This window comes from Dyella flava (genome assembly GCF_016904955.1).
GTDB lineage: Bacteria > Pseudomonadota > Gammaproteobacteria > Xanthomonadales > Rhodanobacteraceae > Dyella_B > Dyella_B flava.
This window is the reverse complement of sequence record NZ_JADIKE010000036.1, coordinates 108,091-131,190: the sequence shown is the minus strand read 5'-3', so window position 1 is coordinate 131,190 and position 23,100 is coordinate 108,091. Positions and strand designations below refer to the sequence as shown.

Sequence of the window (23,100 nt, the reverse complement as noted above, 5' to 3'; positions counted from 1 at the left end):
TTCCAGCGAAACATCAGCGCTTCATCGAATTGAAGAACTCGTCGTTGGACTTGGTGTTCTTCATCTTGTCGAGCATGAATTCCATCGCCGCCAGCTCATCCATCGGATGCAGCAGCTTGCGCAGAATCCAGATCTTGGCAAGCAGGTCCGGCTCGATCAGCAGGTCTTCGCGGCGCGTGCCGGAGCGGTTGATGTCGATGGCCGGATACACGCGCTTTTCGGAAATGCGGCGAGACAGGTGCACTTCCATGTTGCCGGTGCCCTTGAATTCTTCGTAGATCACTTCGTCCATCTTGCTGCCGGTATCGATCAGCGCGGTGGCAATGATGGTGAGCGAGCCGCCTTCTTCCACATTGCGCGCGGCGCCGAAGAAACGCTTTGGACGTTGCAGCGCGTTGGCATCCACACCACCGGTAAGCACCTTGCCGGAGCTGGGCACCACGGTGTTGTAGGCACGGGCCAGACGCGTGATCGAGTCGAGCAGGATCACCACGTCCCGTTTGTGCTCGACCAGGCGCTTGGCGCGCTCGATCACCATTTCGGCCACCTGCACGTGACGCACGGCCGGCTCGTCGAAGGTGGAGCTGATCACTTCCGCACGCACGGTGCGGGCGATTTCCGTAACTTCTTCCGGGCGCTCGTCGATCAACAGCATGATCAGATGAACGTCCGGATGGTTGTACTGGATCGCCTGCGCCACGTTCTGCAGCATCATCGTCTTACCGGACTTCGGCTGCGACACGATCAGGCCGCGCTGACCGCGACCGACCGGTGCGACCAGGTCCAGGATGCGTCCGGTGATGTCCTCGGTCGAACCATTGCCGCGCTCCAGGCGGAACGCCTTGCGCGGGAACAGCGGCGTGAGGTTCTCGAACAGCATCTTGTTCTTCGATGCTTCCGGCGGATCGCCGTTGATGTCGTCGACCTTCAGCAGGGCGAAATAGCGCTCGCCTTCCTTCGGATGACGCACGCGTCCGGTGATGTAGTCGCCGGTGCGCAGGTTGAAGCGGCGGATCTGGCTGGGCGAGACGTAGATATCGTCGGGGCCGGCCAGATAGGACTCGTCGGCCGAACGCAGGAAGCCGAAGCCGTCCTGCAGGATTTCCAGCACGCCTTCGGCCCAGATGCCACCGCCTGAGCGGGCGTGTGCCTTGAGGATGTTGAAGATCACATCCTGGCGGCGCTGGCGGGCGACGCCTTCCTGGATGCCGAGCGATTCGGCGAATTCCAGCAGTTGAACCGGATTCTTGCGCTTGAGTTCGGTGAGGTTGATCACGCGATCGTTGCTGCCGATATCCGCGTTCTCGTCATCCACCGGCAGGCCGTGCGGGTTGCGCGGCAGGCCGCCACCCGGGCCCGGTGGGCGCTGGCCGCGCTCGTGACGGCGGCGGCGGTTGCGGTCGTTGCGATCATTACGGCGGTCGTTGTTGCCCTGACCCTGGTAAGGGTTCTGGCCGCCATTGTTTTGACCGCCCTGGCCCTGGTTGTTGTCGCGAGGTGCTTCCTGTCCTTCATTGCCCTGGCCATTGCCATAGCGCAGTTGTTCTTGCGACGGGGCCGGTATGGGGGGCAGTTCGGGGCGCTCCATCGGGGGCGCCGGACGTTCGATAGCGGGAGCGGGGGCGTCTGCGGGCCGCGCGTTTTGTGCACTGGCTTCGGCCGCGGCGGCGGCGGAACGTCGTGGCGCACGGGTACGGGTAGGCGTATCACTCACAGGTTTGGATTCGGCGCTGATGGCGTCGGAAGAATCTTTGCTTTCGATATCGGACACGGGCAAACCTCACGGGGCGCCGTTGATGACAGGAGGGAGGACGAGCGTTGCGCGGAATGCGCGAGGGGGCAAGACAGCCCCGACTGAGAGGAATCTAGCACTCGCCGCGCAGCGCCGTAAAGGGCCTGCGCAGCGAGATGAGCACGCGGCGCTCTCAGATCGCCTTGTCGATCATCTGAACCAGCTGGCCCTTGCTGACCGCGCCGATCTGGGTCGCTTCGACCTTGCCGTTCTTGAAGACCATCAGGGTCGGGATGCCGCGCACGCCATAGGTGCGGGGGGTTTTCTGGTTATGGTCGATGTTCAGCTTGACCACGCGCAGCTTGCCCTCGTACTGCTTGGCCAGATCTTCGAGGGTGGGTGCGATGGCCTTGCACGGGCCGCACCATTCGGCCCAGAAGTCCAGCAGGACGGGGGTTTCCGACTTCAGCACTTCCTGATCGAAGGCGTCGTCGCTCACATGGCTTATAAGTTCGCTCACCGTGGGTCTCCGAGGTAGGCGGGGTAAGGGTTCACGACCGCGTGCTGATCATCAGCTACACTATAGGAATGCCCATGAGGCGCGGGTCGATCCGGGAATGGAAGCGGTGCCGTTGCGGCAGGGCTCCATTCCAGCCTAAGTCGGGACGCGATTCAAGCGATTCAAGGGCAAAGCGGCGGGTCCGGCTGGCATAGGTGAAGTGGTTTTCGAGCCGTTTCACCTATGTCGGCGGGGCGTGCCGCCCTTTCGGTGCCGCTGTGTGAAGCGCGCCGCCTTCATCCACCTGTCCCAAAGTTGCCAGACTGACTGCGGGACCGGGCCGGGCGCTCCACGCCAGCCCGTACCAGACTCCCCTTTCATGTCCCAAACCGTACTTACTGAAACCTTCTTCACCCAATTCGATTTGCATCCGCTGCTGCAGCAAGGCCTCGACGAGGCCGGCTTTGCACGCTGCACGCCGATCCAGGCGCTGACCTTGCCGGTTGCCCTGACAGGCCGCGATGTCGCCGGCCAGGCCCAGACCGGCACCGGCAAGACCTGCGCTTTCCTGGTTGCGATGATGAACCGCCTGCTGACCCAGCCGGCGGTGGCCGAGCGCAAGGATTCCGATCCGCGCGCGCTGGTGATCGCACCAACCCGCGAGTTGGCCATCCAGATCGAAAAAGATGCCAAGAACATCGGCCGCTACACCGGCCTGCGCACCGCGCTGATCTACGGCGGCGTCGACTACGACAAGCAACGCCAGATGCTGAAGGATGGCTGCGACATCATCATCGCCACCCCCGGCCGCCTGCTCGACTACCACAAGCAGAACGTGTTCGGCTTCAACGGCGTGGAAGTGATGGTGATCGACGAAGCCGACCGCATGTTCGACCTCGGCTTCATCAAGGACGTGCGCTTCATCTTCCGCCGCCTGCCGGTACGCGAGCAGCGCCAGGTGCTGCTGTTCTCGGCCACGCTGTCGCACCGCGTGCTGGAGCTGGCCTACGAGCACATGCACAACGCCGAGAAACTGGTGGTGGAGACCGATAACGTCACCGCCGACCGCGTGCGCCAGCTGGTCTACTTCCCGGCCAAGGAAGAAAAGATGCCGCTGCTGCTGAACCTGCTGGAGCAGGCCTCGGCGTCGCGCAGCATCATCTTCGTCAATACCAAGGCCGCGGCCGAACGCATCACCGATCGCGTCAAGCGGCAGGGTTATCGTGTCGGCGCCCTGTCCGGCGACGTGCCGCAGTTAAAGCGCCAGAAACTGCTGCAACGTTTCCAGGATGGCCAGCTCGACATTCTGGTCTGCACCGACGTGGCTGCGCGCGGTCTGCACATTCCCGCGGTCAGCCACGTCTTCAACTACGACTTGCCGCAGGACGCCGAAGACTACGTGCATCGCATCGGCCGCACCGCGCGCCTGGGTGCCGAAGGCGATGCCATCAGCTTTGCCTGCGATCTTTATGCGATGTCGCTGCCGGACATCGAGGAATACATCGGGCAGAAGATTCCCACCGCAACGATCGCACCTGAGCTGCTGATCATGCCGGAGCCCAAGCAGGTCGATCCGCAGTTCGCCGCCGAGGCGGCTGCCGACAGCGCAGCGTTCGGCGACAAGGTGACGCCGCGCGAAAAATCCCCAGGGGGGGCTCGTCGTCGCGATGGGCGTGCTGGCGAGCGGAGTGGCGCGCGCGCGGGTTCGTCGCCGGAGCGTCGGCGCGAAGACCGGCCGCGCAAACCGCGTGCCGAGGCAGCTGCTCCGGCAAACACGGACAAAGCGCCTACGCCATCGCCTTCCGAGCAGCCGCAGGGTGATGTCACGGGCGAAGGTAAACGTCGCCGCCGGCGCGGTGGACGCGGTCGCCGCCGTTCGGGCGGTGCCCCGGGTGCGGAGGCCGTGGCCAATCCGTTGACTGCTTCGGCAGGCAACAACAGTCGTCCATCGCGGCAGGTGGTGGCGCAATCGCCCTCCGGCGAGCAGCCCGCTCCAAGGAAGCAGGGTTTCTTCCGTCGCCTGGTCAATCTGTTCACTGGTCGCTGAACCGTTATCGCTTCGTCTGGCGGATTTGTGGCGAAGCGATAAACAAAGGCGCGCAGAACAGCAAGCCATCCCTTATCCTTGCCGGCATTGACACGGTTCAAGGGTGAGGAACGCGGTGATCCGCTTCGACCAAGTCAGCAAGCGTTATGAAGGGGGGCATGAAGCCCTTTCCCAGCTTACGTTCGAAGTCGCCAAAGGCGAGATGGCGTTCGTCACCGGTCATTCCGGTGCGGGCAAAAGCACCTTGCTCAAGTTGCTGGCGTTGATCGAGCGCCCCTCGCACGGGCACATCAGCCTCGATGGTCAAAGCCTGACAAAGATCGGGCAAGGCGGCATCCCCAAGTTGCGTCGCAGCCTTGGCATGGTGTTTCAGGACCATCGCCTGCTGATGGATCGCACCGTGTTCGCCAATGTCGAGTTGCCGCTGGTGATCGGTGGCATTGCCCCACAGGAACGTGGTCGGCGCGTGCGCGCGGCGTTGGAGAAAGTCGGTCTGCTCGATTACGAGCGCCAGCTGCCTGCTTCGCTTTCCACCGGCGAACAACAGCGGGTCGGCATTGCCCGCGCTATTGTCGCCAAGCCGAGCGTGCTGATTGCGGATGAGCCGACCGGTAATCTCGATCCCCAGCTCGCCGTCGAAATCATGAGTTTGTTCGCCGAGTTCCAACAGATCGGCACCACCGTCCTGATCGCCAGCCACGACCTGCCGCTGATCAAGCGCATGAAAAAACGCGTGGTCGTGCTTGATCATGGTCGGCTGGTCGCTGATGTGGCGGCGGAGGAGGTGCTATGACGGCGTCGAACGAAGCCGCGGTCCAGGCCCCGGCACGTAGCGAACGCAGCCACCGCCGCCCTGTTGCAAGCTGGCGCGAGCATCATGGCTGGAGCGCCAGTGCAAGCTTGCGCCGCCTTGGCGCCAAGCCGGTCGGCAGCTTGCTGACCATTGCGGTGATGGGTTTGGCGTTGGCCTTGCCGCTGGCGTTCTATCTACTGCTGTCCAATGTGCAGTCGCTGGGCGATGCACTGGGCCGCAACCAGGTCATCAACGTGTTTCTGAAAACCGATCAGGTCGCCAGCAATGCGCAGTTGCTGGCCAAGCAGATCGAGCAACATGACGGTGTCGCAAGCGTCACGGTGAAAACCCCGCAGCAGGGCATGGAAGAGCTCAGCAAGATGCAAGGCTTCTCCGATTCATTGCATGCGCTGGACGACAACCCGCTGCCGTATGTGCTGGAAGTGCAGCCGCAGGATGGCATCTCTGCTGACACGGTCAGCCACCTCATCGACGATCTGCGCAGCATGCAGGGCGTGGATATGGTGCAGGACAGCGGCGCCTGGCGGCAGCGCCTGGATGCTTTGCTGGATGTGGGCGATCGTGCCGTGCTGATTCTGGCGGCGATGTTTGCGCTTGCTGTGTTGCTGGTGGTCGGCAATACCGTGCGCGTGGATATCACCAGCCGTGCCGAGGAAATCGGTGTGCTGAAACTGATTGGTGCGAGTCGAGCCTTTGTGCGCCGCCCCTATCTTTATGCGGGCATCTGGTATGGCCTGTTCAGTGGCCTTCTGGCGGTGGGCTTGGCCTTGGCGATTGAGCTTGCCCTGGCCGAGCCGGTCGCTCGCCTCAGTCAGGTTTACGAAGGGAAATTGCACGTAGGCGGCTTGCCGCCGTGGTTGCTGCTGGCGGTGCCGGTAGCTGCCGCATTCCTGGGCTGGCTCGGCGCACGGCTGGTCAGCGCCTGGCAATTGCGACGGGCCGCATGAATGGATGCGGCGGGTGGTGAATTTGTTCGCAACCATTCGCCGATGTCCTGGTGCACCATAGGTATCCCGGTGGACGCAGGGGGTGTCCGCTGACGCATGAGCATGGAAGCCTGGGGGATGGTGGGGTTTTTTTGATGAGCGCAAGCATCAGCAGCCGCGATCTGAGCACCGCGCCGCGAGTACTGGTGGTGGACGGCTCCAAGGTCGTTCGCCAGCTGATTACTCGTGTGTTGATGGCGGAGCTGCCGCAGGCGGAGGTCGTGGGCTGCGGTACTGGCGCTGAAGCGCAACAGTTGCTCGGCGAAGGTGTATTCGACTTCATTACGGTTGCGCTGCGCCTGTCCGATATGGACGGGCTGGAACTGGCGCGTTATGTGCGCGAGTCCGCGCCACAAGTCTACGTGCCCATCGTGGTGGTATCCGGCGACGTGGACGCTCGCCTGCACCGCCGTGCGCTGGGTGAGCACGTCACGGACTACTTCGACAAGTCACTTGGCTTTCAGGCACTCGCTGAATTCATCCGTGGCTACGTCAAGCCTGAAAGCGCTGCGGAAGGCGTGGTGCTTTATGTGGAAGACAGTCGCGTGGTGGCGCTGGCCACGCGCCGCATGCTGGAAAAAATCGGCCTTAGCGTGCGCCACGTCGTAAGTGTGGAAGATGCGCTGGCACTGCTGGAGACCGAGCGCTCACAAGGTTCGGTCGGTGCCGATGTCGTGCTCACCGACGTGAGCTTGAAGGGCGAATTGACCGGCGGCGATCTGCTCAAATTCATCCGCACCGATTTCGGCTACGGCAAGGGCAAGCTGCCGGTACTGGTCATGACCGGCGATGAAAATCCGGACAATCAGGCCGCGCTGATACGTGCCGGCGCCAATGACCTGGTTGAAAAACCGGTCGAAGAACGTTTGCTGGTCACCAAGCTTCTGTTTCAATTGCGTGTGGCGCAACATCTGCGCGCACGTGAAGAAGCTGGGTCACCGGAATGAGCGACGAAGAACGTATCAAACTCGAACCTTCCTGGAAAGAACGCATCGGTGATTACCTGCAACGGCCGGATATGCGGGCGCTATCGGAGTTTCTGCGTGCCGAGAAGCACAACGGCAAGGTGATCTACCCGCCGGGACCGGAAATCTTCAATGCCTTTGCACACACGCCATTTGAAGCCGTGCGTGTGGTGATCCTGGGGCAGGATCCATATCACGGCCCCGGTCAGGCGCATGGCTTGTGCTTCTCCGTGCGTCCTGGCGTGCCGGCGCCGCCTTCGCTGGTGAACATCTTCAAGGAGATCCAGCGCGACCTGAATATTGCGCCGCCCGATCACGGCTGCCTCACGCCGTGGGCAGATCGGGGCGTGCTGCTGCTCAACGCCGTGCTCACGGTGGAGCGCAGTCTGGCTGCTTCGCATCAGGGCAAAGGCTGGGAGGGTTTTACCGACGCGGCCATCGATGCACTCAACCGCGAATGCGAAGGCATTGTCTTCATGCTGTGGGGCTCCTATGCCCAGCGCAAAGGCCAGTTGATCGATACGCGCCGGCATGCGGTGCTGAAGTCAGTGCATCCATCGCCGCTGTCCGCGCATCGCGGGTTTATCGGCTGCGGGCATTTCTCTGCCGCCAATCGTTACCTGGAAAAGGCCGGCCGGCAGCCCATCGATTGGTCGCTGCCGCCGCGAGCGCAGCTCAACCTGGGTTGAACCGCCGGGTCATGGCGCGGAAAACGAGGCCCCGCCCAGCTGGCATAAGCGCCGCCATTTTTCCCAGTAAGGAGGGGCTGCGGCGATTGGCCACGGTAACCGGGCCGGTTGGCCCCCCTTCATTTCCCAGAAGTCATGCTTGAAGCCCTGGTCCTGGGCATCCATGGACATGGACAAGGCCGGGGCATTCATGTACTATTCGGTACATAAATGGCGCCGGAACTACCCGGTGTCTTTAGCACTCTAAGTACCAGAGTGCTAAGCTGACCCCATTATCAGGAGGTTCCAACATGTCCCAAGCCTTGGCGACGGCTACTTTGCCGGTTCCCAGCGTCGTTGGCAGTCTGGATGCCTACATCTCGGCCGTTCACCGTATCCCGGTGCTCAGCCAGGAAGAAGAGCAGAACCTGTCGCGTCGCTATCAGCAGGGGGAGGATCTTGCCTCCGCCCGCAAGCTGGTGATGTCGCACCTGCGCTTTGTCGTTCACGTGGCGCGTGGCTATAGCGGCTACGGCCTGCAGTTGTCCGACCTCATTCAGGAAGGCAACATCGGCCTGATGAAGGCGGTGAAGCGTTTCGATCCCGACCAGGGCGTTCGCCTGGTCAGTTTTGCCGTGCACTGGATCCGTGCGGAAATGCACGAGTTCATCCTGCGCAACTGGCGCATCGTGAAGGTGGCTACCACCAAGGCCCAGCGCAAGCTGTTCTTCAACCTGCGCAAGAGCAAGAAGCGCCTGGGCTGGATGAACGCCGAGGAAGTGCGCATGGTCGCCAAGGACCTGGGTGTACCGGAAGCTACCGTGCGCGAGATGGAGTCCCGCCTGTCCGGCCGTGACATCGGTTTCGAGGCCCCGGCCGACGCCGACGAGGACGCCAAGCCCGCACCGGAGGCGTTCCTGATCGACGAAGGCGCCGATCCGTACGAGAACGTGGCCGACGCTGACCAGACCGACAACCAGTTGGAAACCTTGTCCAGCGCACTGCAAAAGCTGGACGAGCGTTCGCGCGACATCATCCAGCGCCGCTGGCTCAATGAAGAAAAGGCCACGCTGCAGGATCTGGCTGATGAGTACGGGGTCTCGGCCGAGCGTATCCGCCAGGTTGAGGCGAACGCGATGAAGAAGATGCGCGGGTTGTTTGCGGCCTGATCCGCGGCCCTTCGATAAAAACGATGCAAGCGCTGACGGCCTCCCTCGTGGAGGCCGCCTTCGTTGCGCGTCCGTTTGGGAAAAGGTGCCTATCGGGCCGGCCGCCGCGTTACGCCGTCGTCCCGGACTTCATCCGGACGACGCGTCAGGGGAGATGAATTTCACGGCAAGGTCGATTCTTCCTGTGATCCCCCAAGCAAAACCACACGCAATTCACCTCAGCCCCTCCATGACCTACCCTTATCGGCATCGATGGAACGGCCGATAACCCCATGTCCCATATCCTGGTCATCGAAGACGACGAAATCACTGCGCGCGAAATCGTGCTGGAGCTGGCTTCGCACGGCATCACTGCCGAGCGCGTGCATGACGGCGAGCAGGGTTTCCAACGCGCGCTGGAGCCGCACTTCGACGCGATCACGCTGGATCTGATGCTGCCCGGCATGGATGGTCTGACCCTCGTGACGCAGTTGCGCGAGCGCGGTATCCGCACGCCGGTGCTGATGATCAGTGCGTTGGGTGATGTCGATGAGCGCGTGCGCGGTCTGCGTGCAGGCGGCGACGATTACCTCACCAAACCCTTTGCGCCGGATGAGATGGCAGCGCGTGTCGAGGTGCTGTTGCGACGGCATCGGCAGGAGCATCCGGCGCAGACCCGGTTGCGCGTCGCCGATCTGGAGCTGGACATGATCAGTCGCACGGCGCGTCGCGGCAGTCGCGAGTTGACTTTGTTGCCTACCGAATATCGCCTGCTGGAATTCCTCATGCGTTACCCGGGACAGGTGCTGACCCGGGCGATGATTTTCGAAAGTGTGTGGGGCCTGCGCTTCGATCCAGGCACCAACTTGATTGATGTGCATATCGCACGCCTGCGCCGAAAGGTCGACAACGACGGTGAGCCATCATTGATCCGCACCATGCGCGGCTCGGGGTATCGCCTTGGTTAGTACCCCGAGAAACCTGTCGATCCACTGGCGCGCGACGACGTCGCGCCTGCTGCTTGCCTACGGTGTGTTTTTCGTCATCTGGGGCACGGCGCTGTTGGGCTATACCTATTGGGAAACCCTGCATTACCTGGAAACGCGTACGGATATGCAGCTCAAGCAGCAGATCACCTATCTGCGTAGTCTTGACCCGGACCATATGCTGGTGGCGCTGAATGACTACATCATTCTGGAGCGCACCAATTACAACGCTTGGGGGCTATTTGACGCCAACAAAAAATGGCTTTACGGCGACGTGCTGCAATTTCCGGGCGGGTTGAAGATCGATTCGGATTCCGTGCGCATGCCCACCGAGCAGGTGATCAGCGGGCCGTTTGCACCTGCAACGTCGACGCTTTCCGTCATCGCTACACGCCTCAATAACGGCCAGATACTGGTGCTGGCGCATACCACACGTATTGCAGCACAGGTTGGCAACATCATTTCGCATGCCGTGATGTGGGGTGTTTCGTTCACCCTTGTACCGGGTCTTATCGGTGGTTTGATTCTTAATCTGGGGCCTCGGCGCCGCATACGATTGATTGAGTCGGCTACTCAGCCGATCATGCGTGGCGATCTGCGTCAGCGTCTGCCGGTCAGCCATCGCGGCGATGAGCTGGATCGACTCGCGGCGATCGTCAACGACATGCTTGATCAGATTGAACGCCTGATGGGCGAGGTGAAAGGCGTCTGCGACAGCATCGCGCACGATCTGCGTACCCCGCTGACGCGCCTGCGCTCGCAGCTCTACCGCGTCCAACAAGAGCTCAGCGAAGAAGATCCGCATGCGTCGCTGATCGAGCGCTGCGCTTCGGATGTCGACGAGGTGCTGGCGCGATTCCGGGCCTTGCTGCGCATTTCCGAGCTGGAAGACCGTCGCCGTCGCGAAGGTTTTGTGGATGTCGATCTTGGCGAGATCCTGGAAAGGGTGCATGAGCTTTATGCCCCGCTGGCCGAAGATCAGCAGTTGCAGTTCGAACTTCACACTGAGCCCGGGTTGATTGTGCAAGCCGATCCGGACCTGCTGTTCGAAGCGATCGGCAACCTGGTCAGCAACGCTATCAAGTTCACCCCGGTAGGTGGGCAGGTTGGTCTGTCGGTGCGGCGGACCGGACCGGATCTGGCGCATATCGAAGTGGCCGACAGCGGCCCCGGCATTCCGGAAGAGCAACGTCACGCGGTATGGCAGCGCTTCTATCGCGGAGACGGCAACCGGGATGCTTTGGGCCACGGTCTGGGGCTGAGCATTGTGGCCGCCATCGCCAAATTGCATGACTTTGAGCTGAGCATCGGTGGGGATGGTGCCGGCACGCGTATGGGTATGGAATGCCCACTGAAACCAGCGGCCTGACTGGCCGGAAATGATCCGGCGAGGCCGTTTGGCGCCCCTTTATTAAACAATCTTCATGCGGGCGAAAGGTGTTGCGGCGCCGCAATTCGGATAATCACTTCCATCGTTAACGCATGCTGGAAGTGACCGAATGTTGGCTCTAGTCCGGATAGCGCTTGCGCGCCCTTACACTTTCATTGTCCTCGCGCTGTTTATCCTGCTGGTCGGTCCGCTTGCCGCGCTGCGCACGCCGACGGACATTTTCCCGAACATCGGCATTCCGGTGATCAGCGTGGTGTGGAGCTACACGGGTCTGTCGCCGAGGGATATGTCGGGTCGCGTGATCTATTACTACGAACGCCAGCTCGGCAATTCGGTCAACGACATCGAGCACATCGAATCGCAGTCGCTGCCGGGCCTCGGTGTGGTGAAGATTTTCTTCCAGCCAGGTGTGGACATCCGCACAGCCACTGCGCAGGTCACCTCCATCTCGCAGACCGTGCTCAAGCAGATGCCGCCGGGCACAACGCCGCCGCAGATCATCAACTACAACGCCTCCACGGTGCCCATCCTGCAGATGGCGCTATCCAGCAACAAGCTGTCGGAAGAAAATATTCTCGATACCGCGCAAAACTTCCTGCGCCCGATGCTGTTGTCGGTAGATGGCGTGGCGATTCCCTCGCCTTATGGCGGTAAAAATCCTGAAGTGATGATCGACCTCGACCCGCAGGCGTTGGCCGCCAAGGGTCTTTCCGCGCAAGACGTTAGCAATGCGTTGGCGGCGCAGAACCAGATCATTCCAGTCGGTACGATCAAGATCGGCCACTACGAGTACATCGCCAATCTCAACGATAGCCCCGAAGTCATTGCAGAGCTGAACAATCTGCCGATCAAAACCGTGAACGGCGCCACCATCACCATCGGTGACGTGGCGCACGTGCATGCTGGCTCGCCACCGCAGACTAACGAGGTGCGTGTGAACGGGCATCGTGCGGTGTTGATGTCATTCCTCAAAGGTGGCGACGTGTCGACGCTGGACATTGTTGCCGGCATCAAGAAACTGTTGCCACTGGCCAAAGAAACGCTGCCGTCGTCGCTGAAATTGAACCTGATGGGTGACCAGTCGGTGTTCGTGCGCGCGGCGATTACGTCGGTGGCGCGCGAAGGCATCATTGCCGCGTGCCTTACCTCGATCATGATCCTGGTGTTTCTAGGCAGCTGGCGCTCTACCGTCATCATTGCCGTATCGATTCCGCTGGCGGTGATGTCCGCTATCGCGCTGCTGTCGGCGTTCGGGCAGACCTTGAATGTGATGACACTGGGTGGCCTTGCGCTGGCGGTAGGTATTCTGGTCGACGACGCCACGGTGACGATCGAGAACATCAATTGGCATTTGGAACAAGGCAAGGATGTGCATACGGCGATCATGGATGGCGCCAAGCAGATCGTGACACCGGCTTTTGTGTCGCTGCTATGCATTTGCATCGTGTTCGTGCCGATGTTCATGCTCGGCGGCATTGCCGGGTTCCTGTTCCGGCCGATGGCGCTGGCGGTGATTTTCGCGATGATGTCTTCGTTCGTGTTGTCGCGCACCCTGGTGCCGACCTTGGCGATGTACTTGCTCAAGCCGCACGTGCTGGAGAAGGCGCCTGGCGATCATCCGGAAGATCCGTTTATCAATCATCACGTCGGTGACCAGCATCCGTCGCTGAAGCGCGGCAAGTTGCGCAGTATGCTGGTGTCGTTCCAGCAAGGTTTCGAACATCGCTTCTCCAAAATCCGCGAGGTGTACTACGGCACGCTGTCGCTCGCGCTGGATAACCGCCGTCGTTTCGTCATCGGCTTTCTCGGCGTGGTGCTCGCGTCCTTCTTGTTGGTGCCGTTCCTGGGGCGCGATTTCTTCCCGAATGTCGAGGCTGATTCCATTGCTATCCACGTTCGTGCTCCGGTCGGCACGCGTATCGAAGATACAGCGGCGGAATTCGACCATGTCGAGGCGGCTATTCGTCGCATCATTCCGCCGGACCAGCTCGACACCATCGCCGACAACATCGGTCTGCCGCTTAGCGGCACCAACTTGGTCTACAGCAACACCGGTACGGTCGGGCCGCAGGATGGCGATATACAGGTGTTGCTCAAGCCTGATCATGCTTCGACCGACGAATACGTCAAGAAGCTGCGTGCGATGCTGCCGCGTCTGTTCCCCGGCACGGAATTCGCCTTCCTGCCGGCGGATATGGCCAGCCAGATCCTCAACTTCGGTGCGCCGGCACCTTTGGATGTCAAAGTGACCGGCCGCAATTTCGAGGAGAACCAGGCCTATGCGCTTGAGCTGATGCGCAAGATGCGCGGCATCCCGGGCATTGCCGACGTCCGCTTGCAGCAGTCGGACAGCGAGCCACAGTTGAATGTGGATGTGGATCGCGTTCGCGCTGACGAGCTGGGCATTACCGAGCGCGACGTGACCGACAGCATGGTCTCCACGCTGGCCGGAAGCTCGCAGGTAGCTCCTGTGTTCTGGTTGAATCCGAAAAACGGTGTGTCGTATCCGATCGTGGCGCAGACACCGCAATACAGTGTCGACTCCATGGCTGATCTGAACAGCTTGCAGATCACCTCGTCAGGTAACGGCGCGCAGCAGATCCTCGGTGCCGTCGCCAAGGTTGTGCGCACGACCGCGCCGGCCGTGGTTACTCACTACAACATCGAGCCGTCGTTCGACATCTTCGCCGCTGTGCAGGGACGCGATCTTGGCTCGGTGGCCAGCGATATCCAACACGTGCTCGATCAGGCGGCGAAGGAGCGTCCGAAAGGGTCCACGGTGGGCCTGTTCGGCCAGGTGACGGCCATGAATACGGCATTCTCGGGCCTGCTGTTCGGTTTGCTGGGCGCGATCGTGCTGATCTACATGCTGATCGTGGTGAACTTCCAGTCGTGGCAGGACCCGTTCGTGATCATCACGGCGTTGCCGGCGGCGCTGGCCGGGATCGTGTGGATATTGTTCGTCACGCACACAACGTTGTCGGTGCCTGCCTTGACCGGCGCGATCATGTGCATGGGCGTGGCGACGGCGAACTCGATTCTGGTAGTGAGCTTTGCGCGTGAACGGCTGGCTGAGCATGGCGACGCATTGAAGGCGGCGCTGGAGGCAGGTTTTACGCGCTTCCGCCCGGTGTGCATGACCGCGCTCGCGATGATCATCGGCATGCTGCCGATGGCGATCACGCATGAGCAGAACGCGCCGCTGGGCCGTGCCGTCATCGGTGGCTTGCTGTTCGCCACCTGCGCCACGCTGCTCTTCGTGCCGGTGGTCTTCAGCATCGTTCACGGCCGCGAACAAGTGGCTCCCAATCCGGACTCTATCCCAGGACTTCCCCATGTCGCATAATCCCGCTACCGTGCAAGTCGCGCAGAAACCGCCACGTCTCAAGGCCGTCGGTATCGGCGGTGCGGTAGTCGCTGTGCTTGCCGTCGCCCTTGGTCTGGGGATCCGCTTCCACGAGCATCATCAATTGGTGCAGTGGACCGATGCGCAGCTGATTCCGAGCGTGCGGCTGGCTCCTGCCATGGATCCCGCCAAGGACTACGCCATCACCTTGCCGGGTCACCTGGATGCCTGGTACAGCGCGCCGATCTATGCGCGCGTCGGCGGCTATCTGAAGGTCTGGTACAAGGATATCGGCGACAAGGTCAAGGCCGGCGATGTACTCGCCGTGATCGATACGCCAGACCTGGACCAGCAGCTAGAGCAAGCCAAGGCCGTACTGGCCAAGGCGCAGGCCGATGCCAATCTTGCCAATATCACCTCGCGGCGCTGGCAGCATTTGCTTTCTTCCGACTCGGTCTCCAAACAGGAGGCCGACGAGAAAAGCGGTGAAGCCGAAGCTGCCCAGGCTACGGTGCTGGCCGCCAAGGCCGATGTGGATCGCCTGAATGCGTTGGAAGCGTTCAAGAAGATCGTCGCGCCGTTCGATGGCACTGTCACGGCGCGCCGAACGGACGTGGGTGATCTGATCACGGCCAACACCGACAGTGGACCGGAATTGTTCACGGTCGCTGACACCACACGTATGCGCCTGTATGTGCCGGTACCGGAGGTCAATGCTGACGGCATCAAGCCCGGGATGACGGTCACGCTGAACGTGCCCGAATTGCCAGGTCGTACGTTCAAGGCCACCTTGATCGGCACATCCGAAGCCATCAATCAGAACTCTGGCAGCTTGCTGGCGCAGTTCGTTGCCGACAATAGCGATGGCGCACTCAAGCCCGGCGACTACGCCGATGTGAAGCTCAATCTGCCGGTGGATCCGAACATGGTCAGCGTGCCAGCCAGTGCGTTGATTTTCCGTTCGAAGGGGGCACAAGTAGCGGTGCTGGGTCCGGATGGACGCGCGCACTTGCACGATGTGCACATTGCGGTGGATCTGGGTTCGAGCCTGCAGATCGATCAGGGGCTCAAGCCCACCGACCACGTGATCGAGAATCCGCCCGATTCGCTGATGGACGGCGACAAGGTCCGTGTTGAAACCGACACGAATCAGAATCTGGCGACGCAAGACGTGGCTACGGAGAAAAGCAGTGAATCGGCGCATTAATCTCCGGTTAGCCGCCGTCGCCGCCGCATGTCTGCTTGGCGGTTGCTCATTGGCGCCGACTTATCACACGCCAAATCTGCCGCCGATGCCGAGCAGCTACAAGGAGGGCGATACGGCATGGAAGGTAGCGTCCCCTGCCGACGAGTTTTCGCGCGGCGATTGGTGGGCGATTTACAACGACGGCACGCTAACCCAGCTGGAATCGAAGCTGGATGCGGACAACCCGAGTCTGGCCGCAGCATTGGCCAGGTATGACACCGCACGAGCCTATGAAAGCCAACTGCGTTCGGGCTTGTTTCCAAGCCTGGATTTTTCGGGAAGCCCGATACGCGCACGCCAGTCAAATTACCGTCCATTGCGCGGCAGCAACGAGCCGAATGAATATGACGCCAATACGGTAGGCGTGGAAGCCAATTACGACCTGGATCTATGGGGACGCATTCGCAATGAAGTCAGCCAGGGACACGCCCTGGCGCAGGCATCGAAAGCGGATCTCGCCTCGGCCAAGCTGAGTCTGGAAGCGCAACTGGCAGAAAATTACGCGCGCTTGCGTGGTTACGACATCCAGGTAGGCATTCTGCAGGACACACTGAAAGCCTATCAGCGCGCGCTCGTGCTGACGGAAGATCGTCATAACGGTGGTGTGGCCTCGGGCCTGGATGTATCGCGCGCCCAGACCCAATTGCATGACGCGCAGGCGCAGGTCATGGACATGATCGCCCAGCGTGCGTTGACCGAACATGCCATTGCGAGCCTGGTCGGCGTGCCGGCATCGAGTTTCTCGATCGCTCCCCTGCGCGAGCAACTGGCCGTACCCGTGACACCAGTCGGCGTACCGTCGACGCTACTGGAACGCCGTCCCGATATTGCCGCCGCGGAGCGTCGTGTTTACGCAGCCAACGCAGGGATAGGCGTAGCCCGCGCCGCTTTCTTTCCGGATCTGAGTTTGTCGGGAGCCTACGGCTTTCAGAACACCGGCTTTAATAATCTGTTTTCGATCGGCAACCGTTTCTGGGCACTCGGGCCGCTGGCGACCTTGAACCTGTTTGACGCCGGATTGCGTCGTGCGCAGTTGCGCCAGGCACATGCCGAATTCGCCCAGGCTTCAGCCTATTATCGGCAAGTTGTGCTTGATGCATTCCGTGAAGTGGAGGATGACCTGGTGCTGTTGCAGGATCTGGGTACCGAAGCGGAACAGGAAGATCAGGCGTTTGCTGCCGCACAGCAGACACTGAATATTGCCACCAATCGTTACCGCGAAGGCATCGTCAATTACCTTGACGTGGTCGTAGCGCAAGAGGCGGCGCTGTCGACGCAGCAACAAGCCGAGACCATCCGTACAAGGCGGTTACAGGCCAGTGTGGACCTCATCCGGGCGTTGGGCGGTGGCTGGGACCGTAATGTGGCGGGCATTGATCCCGCAGCCACGGCCCAAGCCAGCGAGCCTCCAAAAGCCGGTTTGCACTGATTTCTCTGTGCGCGGCATGACACGGTGACCTGGCCCTCAGGTCGTTAGGCTAGAGGGCTAGGGTTCAAGTTGTTTGTCCGGAGTGCGGTGGTGTTAACCGCCGCTTGAAGATGCCTTGACCAATACCGCCTACGCAGTATTGATCAAGGCATCTTTTGGTTATTCGATGCGTTTGTGAACGAATCAGCACGAGCCTGAGCGGGCGTGCTTCGCCTCGTCCGCGATTGCGCGATACTCCGCCCAATCGTGGTCACTGGAACCCTTCGTATGTTGGGTCTGGTCCGCATCGCGCTGGCACGGCCTTACACGTTCGTGGTCCTGGCGCTGTTCATCCTGCTGATCGGCCCGCTGTCGGCCGTGCGTACTCCCACTGACATTTTTCCGAACATCGGCATTCCGGTGATCAGCGTGGTATGGACCTACAACGGCCTGTCTGCGGAGGCGATGTCGGGCCGCGTGATTTATTACTACGAGCGGCAACTGACTTCCACGGTCAACGACATCGAGCACATCGAGTCGCAGTCGCTGCCAGGCATCGGTGTCGTCAAGATCTTCTTTCAGCCTGGCGTGGATATCCGTACTGCCACGGCACAAGTCACGTCGATCTCACAGACCGTGCTCAAGCAGATGCCGCCGGGCATCACGCCGCCGGACATCCTCAACTACAACGCTTCCACCGTACCCATCTTGCAGATGGCGCTTTCCAGCCCCCAATTGTCGGAGGAGAAAACCCGCGATCTCGCGCAGAACTTCTTGCGCCCGATGCTGGTGTCAGTGCCCGGCGTCGCTATCCCCACGCCTTATGGCGGCAAACAGCGTCAAGTCATGCTGGATCTGGATCCGCAGGCGCTGGCTGCCAAGGGGCTGTCTGCACAGGACGTTAGCAACGCGCTTGCCGCGCAAAACCAGATCGTGCCTGTAGGTACGATCAAAATCGGCAATTTTGAATACACCGTTGAGTTGAACGATAGCCCCCTGGCGATCAATGAGCTCAACCGGCTTCCGATCAAGACCATCGACAACGCCACCATCACCATCGGCGAGGTGGCGCATGTGCGTGATGGTTCACCGCCCCAGGAAAACGTGGTGCGGGTCGACGGACATCGGGCCGTGCTGATGCCGATGCTCAAGGGCGGAAACGTGTCGACCCTGGACATTGTGGCCGGCATCAGAAAGCTGCTGCCGTTGGCGAAAGAAACGCTACCCCGCGACTTGAAGATCACCTTGCTGGGGGACCAGTCGATCTTCGTGCGCAGCGCCATCGCTTCGGTCGCGCGTGAAGGCATCATCGCCGCCTGCCTCACCTCGCTGATGATTTTGGTGTTCCTGGGCAGTTGGCGTTCGACCGTCATCATCGCCATATCGATTCCGCTGGCGATATTGTCCGCCATCGCCTTGTTGTCGGCGTTCGGGCAAACCTTGAATGTGATGACTTTGGGCGGTCTTGCGCTGGCCGTCGGTATCCTGGTGGATGACGCCACCGTCACCATCGAAAACATCAATTGGCATCTTGAGCATGGCAAGGATGTACGTACAGCGATCATGGACGGCGCCAAGCAGATCGTGACACCGGCCTTTGTATCGCTGCTGTGCATCTGCATCGTGTTCGTGCCGATGTTCCAGCTCAATGGTATTGCCGGCTTCCTGTTCCGGCCGATGGCATTGGCGGTGATCTTTGCCATGGTGTCTTCGTTCGTGCTGTCGCGTACGCTGGTGCCGACGATGGCCATGTATCTGCTGAAGCCGCATGCGGCTGGAGCAGGGGAAAGCGGCCATCCGGAAAAGGCAGATGCCAAGCATCATGGGGAAGGTCAACGTGCATCGCCAAAGGCCGGCAAATTGCATCATGCCCTGGTGTCCTTCCAAAAAGGCTTCGAGCGCCGCTTCATGCGGATTCGCGATAACTACCACGCCACCTTGGCGTTGGCGCTTGGCGCACGATGGCGATTTGTGTGGGCCTTTCTGGGCTTTGTGGTGGTGTCATTCGCCCTGGTACCGTTCCTCGGCAGAAACTTTTTCCCGTCGACCGACGAGGACGCCATCGCGATTCATGTGCGTGCGCCCATCGGCACGCGTATTGAAGATACCGCGGCCGAGTTCGATCACATTGAAACGGCTGTTCGGCGGGTCATTCCGCCGGATCAGCTCGACGATATCATCGACAACATCGGTCTGCCGTTGAGTGGCATCAACATGGTCTACAACAACAGCGGAACCATCGGTCCACAGGATGGCGACATCCAGATCCTGTTGCGGCAGGGTCACGATCCCAGCGCTGGTTTCGCCAAGACGCTGCGCGCGGTGCTGCCGCGTGAATTTCCCGGCACGACGTTCGCCTTCCTGCCGGCGGACATGGTCAGCCAGATTCTCAATTTTGGTGCCCCCGCGCCGCTGGACGTGAAAATCTCCGGGGAAAACAATCTTGCCAATCAGGCTTACGCGGTTCGCCTTCTTCGTGCAATGAGGGCCATACCGGGCATCGCGGATGTAAGGCTGCAGCAATCGACCGGAATGCCGCAATTGAATGTCGATGTCGATCGCGTACGGGCGGATGAACTCGGTATCACGGAACGTGATGTGACCGACAGCATGGTGTCGTCACTGGCCGGCAGTCTGCAGGTGGCTCCCACGTTCTGGCTCAATCATGCCAATGGTGTCTCCTATGCTGTTGTCGCGCAGACGCCGCAATACCGCATAGATAGCTTGGCCAATCTGCAAAGCCTGCCCATCACGTCGTCCGAAACGGGGGCAAAGCAGATTCTCGGAGCGCTGGCGAGCATCACGCGCAGCTCGACGCCGGCCGTGGTTTCGCATTACGACATCGCGCCTTCCTTTGATATCTATGCGGCGGTGCAGGGGCGTGATCTGGGTGCGGTGTCCGACGGTGTTCAACGTATTCTGGATAATGCCGCCAAAGATCGTCCAAGAGGTTCGGTGATCCGCTTGCTGGGGCAGGTAACCGCGATGAACATCGCGTTCTCGGGCCTGCTGTTCGGCTTGTTAGGTGCGATTGTGCTGATCTACATGCTAATCGTGGTGAACTTCCAGTCGTGGCTGGACCCGTTCGTGATCATCACGGCGCTGCCCGCTGCACTGGCGGGAATCGTGTGGATATTGTTTGTCACGCACACGGCGCTGTCCGTACCTGCCTTGACCGGCGCGATCATGTGCATGGGTGTGGCGACGGCGAATTCGATCCTGGTGGTGAGCTTTGCGCGTGAGCGGCTGGCCGAGCACGGCGACGCGATGAAGGCAGCGATGGAAGCGGGTTTCACGCGTTTTCGCCCGGTGTGCATGACCGCGCTGGCGATGATCCTCGGCATGCTGCCGATGGCGATCACGCAGGAGCAGAACTCGCCGCTGGGCCGCGCCGTGATCGGCGGTTTGCTGTTCGCTACCTGCGCCACGCTGCTCTTCGTGCCGGTAGTCTTCAGCATCGTGCATGGCCGCGAACAACCGGCTACTCATGCGGACTCTGTTCCAGGTGTTCCGCGGGTCGCCTAAGCCTGCATCTAATAGAGATCAACCGGATCCACATCCAGCGACCAGCGCACCTTACGTGCGCCAGGCAGTTGCGCCAGTTGTAGCGACCACGGCCGAACGACTGCGTGCAGATGGCGCCGGGTAGTGGATTCGATCAGTAGCTGACCGCGCTGGCGACCTGCGCGCAATGGCATCGGTGCCGGCATCGGGCCGGCGATCTGCAAGGTATCCGTCTCAGGCAGTGCGGCGCGTGCTTCGCCGAGGAAAGTGTCGACTGCCAGGCGCTGATGTGCTTCTGCGCGCAGTAATACTTGATGTCCATAGGGTGGCAAGCCCGTTTGATTGCGCTCGCCGAGCAGGTCTTTGGCTGCTGCGGCGTAGCCTTGCGAAAGCAGGCTGCGCAACAAGGGGTGATCCGGGTGATGTGTCTGCAATAACACGCGGCCGGGCTTGCGCGCGCGTCCGGCGCGTCCAGCGACCTGCACCACCAGTTGCGCTAGGCGTTCGCTGGCGCGGAAGTCGACGCTGAGCAAACCTTCATCCACGCCGACGATCGCCACCAAGGTGAGGTTCGGCAGATCATGCCCCTTGGCCAGCATCTGCGTGCCGACCAGAATCGCAGGCGCATCCGCTTGCAGATTGTCCAGCAGTTGTTCGAAGGCATCGCGGCGACGTGTGGTTTCGCGGTCGATGCGCAACACTGGCGTTTGCGGGAATTGCGCGGTCAGCGCTTCTTCCAGCCGTTCGGTGCCCTGGCCTTGTGGCTTCAGTTCGTTGCTGCCGCAAACAGGGCAGGTGGTTGGCACGGCGGATTGATGATCGCAGTGGTGGCAGACCAGCCGCCGCCATCCAGCGTGCAAGGTCATCGGATGTTCGCAGCGCGGGCATTCCGCGTGCCAGCCGCAGCCATGACACAACAGTACCGGCGCGTAGCCACGGCGATTGCGGAACACCAGCACTTGTTCGCCGCGCGCGACGGTATCGCCGACAGCGTGCAACAAGGCTGGCGAAAGGCCGTGCTCCAGCCGTTGCGCGCGCATATCGATGATCTGCACTTGCGGTGGCTTTGCCGCACTGGGACGGGAACGCAGATGCAGCGCCTGGTAGCGGCCTGCTTCGACGTTGGCCAGGCTTTCCAGGGATGGCGTGGCCGAACCCAGCAGCACCGGCACGTTCAAGGCGCGCCCGCGCACCAGGGCGAGATCGCGAGCGTGATAGCGAAAGCCTTCCTGCTGTTTGTAGGCACCGTCATGCTCTTCGTCGACGATGATCAGCCCCGCCTGCGGCAACGGTGTGAAGACGGCCGAGCGCGTGCCGAGCACTACCTTCGATTCGCCCGATCGCATGCGCAGCCAGGCGCGCGCGCGTTCGCCTTCGGCCAGGTTGGAATGTAGCACTTCAACCGGTACACCCAGTCGTTCGCGCAAGCGGCGAACCGTCTGGGGTGCCAGGCCAATCTCCGGTACCAGCAGCAAGGCTTGCCTGCCTTGCGCCAGCGCCCGTTCGATCAGCGCCAGATAGACCTCGGTCTTGCCGCTGCCGGTGACGCCGTCGAGCAGGAATGGCTGAAACTTGCCGAAGGCTTCGGCCACGGCACCCACGGCAGCCTGCTGTTCGGCGTGCAAGGGGGGCGCGGGCAGCGTAGAAGGCGATGTGGATGAAGCCATCGGTTCGCCGCGCTCGATCAGGCGCGCTTCGCTCAGTCGCCGCGCGGCGACGCGCCAGTCGGTCAGCAAGGTATCCAGTTCGGCCGCCGGGAGCGGCGCCGCCGACAAGGCTTGCAGTAAGGCGCGGCTTCCGCCACGCCGGCTGCCGGCATCCAGCGCGCTGCGTCCGGCGATGGTCAACTGCCAGACCGGTTCACGGGTTTCCGGCAACGGTTTGTCTTCGCGCAACAGCAACGGCAAGGCGTTCGCGTAAGCCTCGCCCGGTGCGCCCAGCCAGTAGTCGGCGGCCCAGGCGAGCGTTTGCATCAGCTCGGCATCCAGCAACGGTGCATCATCCAGTATCCGCAGTACGCGCTTGAGCCGCGCATTGCCGACCTGCGATGGCCTGTCCGTTTCAACGATCACGCCAACCGCCTTGCCGCGTCCGAACGGAACCAGCACCCGGCAACCGATGGCTGCTTCACCGTTGGCGGGGGGCAGGTAGTCGAACAGCGTGGGCAGGGGAACCGGCAGGGCGACGCGAAGGACGGATGGCATGAGTGATGAGAGGGCGCGGTGCCGGTTTGAGTGTATGGCGAGCGTCGATCAGCTCGATTCAAAAACCACGAAGGATGTTGCGATGGATGCTTGCCTGCGATTGCTGTCCTGTCATCGAGGAACAATAGCTAAGTGGCTCATCGGAACACGGTTTTTC

General features: G+C 61.3%; 15 protein-coding genes. 12 read left to right on the top strand and 3 right to left on the bottom strand.

The features are described 5' to 3' along the window. Positions 1-13 precede the first annotated feature (13 nt). Positions 14-1,771: a transcription termination factor Rho gene (gene rho / locus ISP19_RS12030; RefSeq protein ID WP_204682420.1), complete on the bottom strand. Its 1,758-nt coding sequence runs from the start codon at positions 1,769-1,771 to the stop codon at positions 14-16. A 154-nt stretch (positions 1,772-1,925) separates the two neighbouring features. After that, positions 1,926-2,252, bottom strand: a complete 327-nt coding sequence (trxA, locus tag ISP19_RS12025) for a thioredoxin TrxA (protein ID WP_204682418.1) — start codon at positions 2,250-2,252, stop codon at positions 1,926-1,928. 358 nt (positions 2,253-2,610) lie between these two features. On the opposite strand from trxA, the gene ISP19_RS12020 reads away from it, so the two are divergent. From ISP19_RS12020 to ISP19_RS11965, 12 genes are all read left to right on the top strand, one after another. Further along, the gene (locus tag ISP19_RS12020) at positions 2,611-4,278 is read left to right on the top strand and encodes a DEAD/DEAH box helicase (RefSeq protein WP_204682416.1); all 1,668 of its coding nucleotides are present in this window, start codon (positions 2,611-2,613) and stop codon (positions 4,276-4,278) included. A gap of 115 nt (positions 4,279-4,393) precedes the next feature. Beyond that, positions 4,394-5,071, top strand: coding sequence for a cell division ATP-binding protein FtsE (gene ftsE / locus ISP19_RS12015; RefSeq protein WP_204682414.1), 678 nt, complete (start codon positions 4,394-4,396; stop codon positions 5,069-5,071). Beyond that, complete coding sequence (ftsX, locus tag ISP19_RS12010; protein WP_204682412.1) at positions 5,068-6,039, top strand: permease-like cell division protein FtsX; 972 nt, start codon at positions 5,068-5,070, stop codon at positions 6,037-6,039. The genes ftsE and ftsX overlap by 4 nt, the downstream gene beginning before the upstream one ends. 134 nt (positions 6,040-6,173) lie before the next feature. After that, positions 6,174-7,025 (top strand): response regulator, encoded by an 852-nt coding sequence (locus ISP19_RS12005; protein ID WP_204682410.1) that lies wholly within the window; start codon positions 6,174-6,176, stop codon positions 7,023-7,025. Beyond that, on the top strand, positions 7,022-7,732 hold the full coding sequence (gene ung / locus ISP19_RS12000) for a uracil-DNA glycosylase (RefSeq protein WP_204682408.1): 711 nt from the start codon (positions 7,022-7,024) through the stop codon (positions 7,730-7,732). Before ISP19_RS12005 ends, ung begins: the two co-directional genes overlap by 4 nt. A gap of 290 nt (positions 7,733-8,022) precedes the next feature. Beyond that, a complete protein-coding gene (gene rpoH, locus ISP19_RS11995; protein WP_204682406.1) occupies positions 8,023-8,880 on the top strand; it encodes an RNA polymerase sigma factor RpoH in 858 nt (285 codons plus the stop codon). A 272-nt stretch (positions 8,881-9,152) separates the two neighbouring features. Next, positions 9,153-9,827 (top strand): response regulator transcription factor, encoded by a 675-nt coding sequence (locus ISP19_RS11990; RefSeq protein WP_204682404.1) that lies wholly within the window; start codon positions 9,153-9,155, stop codon positions 9,825-9,827. Then, positions 9,820-11,214, top strand: coding sequence for a sensor histidine kinase (locus ISP19_RS11985; protein ID WP_239556757.1), 1,395 nt, complete (start codon positions 9,820-9,822; stop codon positions 11,212-11,214). Before ISP19_RS11990 ends, ISP19_RS11985 begins: the two co-directional genes overlap by 8 nt. Before the next feature lie 130 nt (positions 11,215-11,344). Beyond that, positions 11,345-14,581, top strand: a complete 3,237-nt coding sequence (locus ISP19_RS11980; RefSeq protein WP_204682402.1) for an efflux RND transporter permease subunit — start codon at positions 11,345-11,347, stop codon at positions 14,579-14,581. Continuing rightward, positions 14,571-15,788 carry an efflux RND transporter periplasmic adaptor subunit gene (locus ISP19_RS11975; RefSeq protein WP_204682400.1) on the top strand — a complete coding sequence of 406 codons (1,218 nt, stop codon included), beginning with the start codon at positions 14,571-14,573 and terminating at the stop codon, positions 15,786-15,788. The genes ISP19_RS11980 and ISP19_RS11975 overlap by 11 nt, the downstream gene beginning before the upstream one ends. Beyond that, positions 15,772-17,256 carry an efflux transporter outer membrane subunit gene (locus ISP19_RS11970; protein WP_204682390.1) on the top strand — a complete coding sequence of 495 codons (1,485 nt, stop codon included), beginning with the start codon at positions 15,772-15,774 and terminating at the stop codon, positions 17,254-17,256. The genes ISP19_RS11975 and ISP19_RS11970 overlap by 17 nt, the downstream gene beginning before the upstream one ends. 267 nt (positions 17,257-17,523) lie before the next feature. Then, positions 17,524-20,760: an efflux RND transporter permease subunit gene (locus tag ISP19_RS11965; protein ID WP_204682389.1), complete on the top strand. Its 3,237-nt coding sequence runs from the start codon at positions 17,524-17,526 to the stop codon at positions 20,758-20,760. An 8-nt stretch (positions 20,761-20,768) separates the two neighbouring features. Here the strand turns inward: ISP19_RS11965 and ISP19_RS11960 are convergent, their stop codons facing one another. Beyond that, positions 20,769-22,943 carry a primosomal protein N' gene (locus tag ISP19_RS11960; protein WP_204682387.1) on the bottom strand — a complete coding sequence of 725 codons (2,175 nt, stop codon included), beginning with the start codon at positions 22,941-22,943 and terminating at the stop codon, positions 20,769-20,771. Positions 22,944-23,100: the final 157 nt, after the last annotated feature.

Coding starts and splice junctions, on each gene's coding strand:
- ISP19_RS12020 (WP_204682416.1), top strand. CDS start 2,611: ATGTCCCAAACCGTACTTACTGAAACCTTCTTCACCCAATTCGATTTG.
- ISP19_RS11965 (WP_204682389.1), top strand. CDS start 17,524: ATGTTGGGTCTGGTCCGCATCGCGCTGGCACGGCCTTACACGTTCGTG.
- ISP19_RS11980 (WP_204682402.1), top strand. CDS start 11,345: ATGTTGGCTCTAGTCCGGATAGCGCTTGCGCGCCCTTACACTTTCATT.
- ISP19_RS12005 (WP_204682410.1), top strand. CDS start 6,174: ATGAGCGCAAGCATCAGCAGCCGCGATCTGAGCACCGCGCCGCGAGTA.
- ISP19_RS11960 (WP_204682387.1), bottom strand. CDS start 22,943: ATGCCATCCGTCCTTCGCGTCGCCCTGCCGGTTCCCCTGCCCACGCTG.
- ISP19_RS11990 (WP_204682404.1), top strand. CDS start 9,153: ATGTCCCATATCCTGGTCATCGAAGACGACGAAATCACTGCGCGCGAA.
- ung (WP_204682408.1), top strand. CDS start 7,022: ATGAGCGACGAAGAACGTATCAAACTCGAACCTTCCTGGAAAGAACGC.
- ISP19_RS11975 (WP_204682400.1), top strand. CDS start 14,571: ATGTCGCATAATCCCGCTACCGTGCAAGTCGCGCAGAAACCGCCACGT.
- rpoH (WP_204682406.1), top strand. CDS start 8,023: ATGTCCCAAGCCTTGGCGACGGCTACTTTGCCGGTTCCCAGCGTCGTT.
- ftsX (WP_204682412.1), top strand. CDS start 5,068: ATGACGGCGTCGAACGAAGCCGCGGTCCAGGCCCCGGCACGTAGCGAA.